At 65.7% G+C, this 3,801-nt stretch carries 5 protein-coding genes; all 5 read right to left on the minus strand.

Features of this window, described 5'->3' with window-relative positions; all coding sequences use genetic code 11:
• A partial coding sequence (gene xseA / locus AACR77_RS12440; RefSeq protein ID WP_042881924.1) for an exodeoxyribonuclease VII large subunit occupies positions 1-906 on the minus strand: 906 nt, incomplete at its 3' end.
• Positions 907-1,012: 106 nt separating this feature from the next.
• Positions 1,013-1,921, minus strand: a complete 909-nt coding sequence (locus AACR77_RS12445; protein WP_042881926.1) for a DMT family transporter — start codon at positions 1,919-1,921, stop codon at positions 1,013-1,015.
• A 137-nt stretch (positions 1,922-2,058) separates the two neighbouring features.
• Entirely contained in the window at positions 2,059-2,481 is a 423-nt protein-coding gene (locus AACR77_RS12450; protein ID WP_042881928.1) for an ExbD/TolR family protein, read from the minus strand.
• Positions 2,481-3,236 (minus strand): MotA/TolQ/ExbB proton channel family protein, encoded by a 756-nt coding sequence (locus tag AACR77_RS12455; protein ID WP_042881931.1) that lies wholly within the window; start codon positions 3,234-3,236, stop codon positions 2,481-2,483. Before AACR77_RS12455 ends, AACR77_RS12450 begins: the two co-directional genes overlap by 1 nt.
• Before the next feature lie 2 nt (positions 3,237-3,238).
• The coding region (locus AACR77_RS12460; RefSeq protein ID WP_042881934.1) for an energy transducer TonB at positions 3,239-3,801 on the minus strand (563 nt) is incomplete at its 5' end.

Below are 3,801 nucleotides of genomic sequence, written 5' to 3' on the forward strand. Positions count from 1 at the left end.
GAAGCCATGGCGGGCGGCGACCTGGTGACGGCTCATGGCCTGGGTGAGCCGCTGGCGCAGGTGCACGAGGCGCTGGGCGCGGGTGCGCCTGTCCGGCGCCACCAGCTCGGCGGCGGCAGAGGGGGTGGGGGCACGAAGGTCGGCGGCAAAGTCGCTGATGGTGACGTCCACCTCGTGTCCTACGGCGCTCACCACGGGGATGGCGGAGCCTGCGATGGCCCGTGCCACCGCCTCTTCGTTGAAGCACCAGAGATCTTCAAGGGAACCGCCGCCGCGTCCGACGATGAGCACATCCACCTCGGCGCGGCGATTGGCAAGCATGATGGCCGAGACGATCTGGGCGGTGGCGGCGCTCCCCTGCACCTGGGTCGGGTAGATGAAAACGGGCAAGTCCGGGGCGCGGCGTTCAAGCACCGTCAGCATGTCGTGCAGGGCGGCGCCGGTGGCGGAGGTGACCAGCCCCACGGCGCGGGGTTCCCGGGGCAAGGGGCGCTTGCGCCCTTCGTCAAAGAGCCCTTCGGCACCGAGGCGGCGCTTGAGCTCCTCGAAGCGCAGGGCCAGCATGCCATCCCCGGCGGGCTGCATGGACTCGATGATGAGCTGGTAGTCGCCCCGGGGTTCATAGAGGGAGACTCGCGCCTGCACCAGCACCTGCATGCCATCCTGGGGACGGAACGGCACCCGGCGGTTGTTGCCCTTGAACATGGCGCAGCGCACCTGGGCCGACATGTCCTTGAGGGAGAAGTACCAGTGGCCGGAACTTGGCATCGCGAGGTTCGAGAGCTCCCCGGTCAGCCACACCAGCCCCAGATCCTGCTCCAGGATCATGCGCACGGCGCTGTTGAGGCGGGTGACGGTGAAGATCTGCTGTTGTCTGCTCTGACTGGCGGGTTCGAGGTGATTCAAGGCTGGCCCTGCTGTGGTGTCCGCCGGGGCGGGAGAAACGATGGGGGTCATCTTACCCCAGTTGCGCCCATCTGCCGAGCCATGGGCCCGGCAGATGACGCGGAGCCTAGGCTTGTGCCTTGGCCGACTTGACGGCTCTGGCGGGGCTGGTCACCAGCCAGACCGCGAGGCAGACCACGGCGCCGCCGAACACGAAGCCGCCGGTGAGGGTTTCCCCCAGCACCAGATAGCCCCACAGGATGCCGAAGGGCGGAATGAGGAAGGTGACAGTGAGACTTCGCAGGGGGCCGATGTCGGCGATCAGCCTGAAATAGAGCAGATAGGCGAAGGCGGTACAGAGGAAGCCGACCGCCAGCACGCTGGCCCAGACCCCAGGCTGGGCCCAGTCGACGGCGGGGCCGGTCGCCAGGGTGTAGCCGAAGAAGGGGAGCAGGAAGAGGACGGCCCCTATCTGGCTGCCAAAGGCCACCAGTTTGGCGTCCAGGCCTCCCCGCTCGGTGACCCAGCGCCTCGTCAGAAAGCCGGCGCAGCCATAGCAGGCGGTGGCGATGAGGCAGGCCAGCACCCCGATGGCCAGTTGGCCGCTCAGGTCGACCTCCCCGGTGGTGGTGATGAGACCGATGCCCACCAGCCCCAGCATCACCCCGGCCCACTTGCGCAAGGTCAGCGCCTCGTGAAAGAAGGAGAAGCCGATCAGGGCCCCCATCAGGGGCGTGGTGGCGTTGAGGATGGCGGAATACCCTGCGGGCAGCCAGAGGGCCGCCACGGCATACATCAGGAAGGGGACGCCGGAGTTGATGATGCCAAGCACCATGATGGATTTGAGCTTGCCCTGAAACTGCATGGGGGTGCGCAGCAGCAGGAGCATGGCGGCGAGCCCGACGAGGGCGAAGAAGACCCGCAGGAAGGTGGTGTTGACCGAGCCAAAGGCGGGCGCCGCGATGCGCATGAACAAGAAGCTGGCACCCCAGATGGCCGCCAGCACCAGCAGCCTCACGTAATCCGATGTTCTCATCTTCTCTCCTTGAAATGGCGGGGCGGCCTTGCATCATGCAGGGCAGTCCCGCCGCTGGCAACCGGGTATAGGGGGGCCAATAAACAAGGCACCACCTGGGTGATGCCTTGTTACACGAGTTGCTCTCTTCCTGGCCATCACTCGCTTTCAGGCTGGCTGACGAACGCTATCTTGTGTAACCCGTGCTGGGAGGCCTGTGCCATCACCTTGGCGATGGCGCCGTACTCCACGCGCTTGTCGATGCGCAGCTGGATCTCGGGGATCTCCGGCTTGGCCTCGCTGGCCTTGACCATCTCGGCGAGCAGCGCCGTCTCATCGACTTGCTTGTCGTTCCAGTAGATCTTGCCGGCACCGTCGATGGAGAGGATCACATCCTCCTGCTTGGGCTGATTGACCTGGCTGCTGGCCTCGGGCAACTCGAGCTTGACCGCGTTGGTGAGCAGGGGGGCGGTGATCATGAAGACGATGAGCAACACCAGCATGACGTCGATCATCGGGATCATGTTGATCTCACAGAGGGGCTGCTCGTCCGATTCCCCGGGAAGTTTGCCGAAAGCCATTACATCTGCCCCTGCTTGGCGCTGTCGACGGCGGCCAGTGGCGTCACCCTGGAGGCGCTCTGCTCCACGCCGGTCACCAGCAGGGCGAACAGGTCGTAGGCAAACTCGTCCAGCGCCGCGAGTTTGAGGCGGTTGCGGCGCACGAAGAAGTTGTAGATCAGCACCGCCGGCAGGGCGACGGCGAGACCGAAGCCGGTCATGATGAGGGCCTCACCGACCGGGCCTGCGACCTTGTCCAGGCTGCTCTGGCTCGCGGCCCCTATGGCCAGCAGGGCGTGATAGATGCCCCAGACGGTGCCAAAGAGCCCGATGAAGGGGGCCGCGGAGCCGACGGAGGCGAGGAAGGCCAAGCCGTGCTCGAGGCGGATCCGCTCCGCGCTGATGGTCTGGCGCAGGGCGCGCAGCAAGAAGTCGTCGGGGGAACCCAGCTTGAGGGAGGCGGCCCGTCCCTGGGATCGCTCAATCTGGGCAACCGCCGTCAGTGCCGCACTCGTTATCCTGCCGCAGGCTTCTTCAGGGGGCGTCTGGGCGAGCTGGTTCGCCATCGCCTGCACGCTCTCATGGTGCCAGAAGGCCCCCAGGAAACGGGCGTTCAGACGCTGCTCGCGATGGTCAAGCCAGAGCTTGAGCAACCCGTAGTAGCAGGTGCCGAGCGACATCAGTACCAGCAGGATCAGCGGGACCAGGCCCACCCCGGTGTTTTGGCTGAGCAGATGCGTTATGCCCATCCCGCTTGTTTCGATTTCCGGATTCATGGTTAGTTTCCTAGCTTGAAAATAATGGTAACCCCTGTCCAGGCTGGGACGGCGGTATTGTTCTGTTTGGCTGGAATGAAGCGCCAACGGCTGACGGTCTTGCGGGCGACCATGTCCAGGCGTCGATGACCACTGCTCTGCTCCACTTCGACCGACTCGGCGGTGCCCTCCTTGCTGACTCGGACCTTCAATACCACACGCCCCTCTTCTCCCCGTCGGCGTGACTCCGGAGGGTAGGGAGGCTCGGGGTTGTTCAGCCTGGCATCCCGTGCGATGGGCGCACTGCTGCCGGCCCCGGCCCCAGTCTGGCGGGACTTGGTCGGCGGCGCACTGGCGCCACTCGCGCTCTGGGTATTGGCCGCCGTCTGCGGGGTAGCAGGCGCAGAGGGCTCGACCACCGGCTCGGCCCTGGCCAATGGCGCTGGTTTGGTCATCGGTACTGGCTTGGGCTTTGGCGGAGTGGGCGCCGGCTTGGGAGCCGGTTTCTTGACGACCGGCTTGACCACTTTCGGCGGCACAGGTGCCGGTTTCTTCACCTCCCGAGGGGGAGCCGGAGTGGCCGCTG

This window comes from Aeromonas sp. ZOR0002 (genome assembly GCF_963866995.1).
Taxonomy (GTDB): Bacteria; Pseudomonadota; Gammaproteobacteria; order Enterobacterales; family Aeromonadaceae; genus Aeromonas; species Aeromonas caviae.

Excerpts from the sequence above, each read along its gene's own strand:
- AACR77_RS12445 (WP_042881926.1), bottom strand. The coding sequence starts at position 1,921 with ATGAGAACATCGGATTACGTGAGGCTGCTGGTGCTGGCGGCCATCTGG.
- AACR77_RS12450 (WP_042881928.1), bottom strand. The coding sequence starts at position 2,481 with ATGGCTTTCGGCAAACTTCCCGGGGAATCGGACGAGCAGCCCCTCTGT.
- AACR77_RS12455 (WP_042881931.1), bottom strand. The coding sequence starts at position 3,236 with ATGAATCCGGAAATCGAAACAAGCGGGATGGGCATAACGCATCTGCTC.